The organism is Vibrio sp. YT-17, from assembly GCF_033337375.1.
In the GTDB taxonomy this organism is placed as follows: Bacteria; Pseudomonadota; Gammaproteobacteria; order Enterobacterales; family Vibrionaceae; genus Vibrio; species Vibrio alginolyticus.
Window position 1 is genome coordinate 1 of the sequence record NZ_JAWOQP010000225.1, and the last position, 1,009, is coordinate 1,009.

1 protein-coding gene is annotated in these 1,009 nt (G+C 48.7%); it reads right to left on the reverse strand.

Annotation, left to right across the window (positions count from 1 at the left end; genetic code table 11):
• Positions 1 to 902, reverse strand: a 902-nt coding sequence (pmbA, locus tag R7F67_RS25105; protein WP_318057570.1) for a metalloprotease PmbA, incomplete at its 3' end; no start/stop codon positions are given.
• Positions 903 to 1,009 lie beyond the last annotated feature (107 nt).

Here is a 1,009-nt window from a genome sequence, read left to right on the forward strand (position 1 = left end):
CTGGAAGCCAAACCGCGCAATACATGCGGACGCTCTGAAATATTGAACCATTCAGGCAAGACTTGTTTACCCAAATGATCCAGTAAGAAAGAAGATTTTCGGTACAGGTTACCACCGCTGATCGCCATCACTAGGTGACCAATCAAGCCAGTTGCCACATCTGCCGCAAACATAATTGGGTATTGGCTCGTTTTCAATCGTTGAGCATCCAGTCGGCTTACAGTATTTTCCGCCGCTTTGCGGCCGACGGTTTCTGGCGTCCACAAATCATCACGATGGCGGGCAACGGTATAGCTGTAGTCACGTTCCATTTCGCCATTTTTGCCTACGCCAATAACGCAGCAGCTTGTACTATGGCGGCTAGACGCGTAGCTTGCTAACAAACCATGGCTGTTTCCGTACACTTTGACGCCGTAGTGGCTATCGTAGCTTGCACCGTCACTTTGCTTGATTGCATCGCTGTAGCTTAGCGCTTCTTTCTCAGCGGCAATCGCCACTTGTGCTGCGTAGTCTGGGTCTGGAGAGTCTGGGTGGAAAAGGTCAAGATCTGGCACCTCTTTCACCATAAATTCTTTCGGCGCTGGGCCTGCGAACGGGTCTTCAGATGTGTAATGAGCGATATCAAGCGCGGCATTCACTGTCTGTTCAATCGCCGCTTCACTCAAATCAGATGTGGAAGCGCTGCCCTTACGTTGGCCTCGGTAAACGGTAATGCCAAGCGCACCATCACTGTTGAACTCGACATTTTCTACATCACCCATTCGAGTGGAAACACTCAAACCTGTGCTTTTAGTAATTGCGACTTCTGCTGCATCCGACTTCGCCGACGCGAGCTCCAGTGCTCGTGCCACGGCTTGCTCTAGCTCGGTACGTTGCTCAGCAACCTGCTGTTTAATATCCATTGTCTTTCACATCTTGTATTCAATACGCAATAGAATAACAAGAATTTCGCTTTCTCCCCATGATTCTTGTTAAAATAGTCATAATATTAATCAAAACACAGGCAACT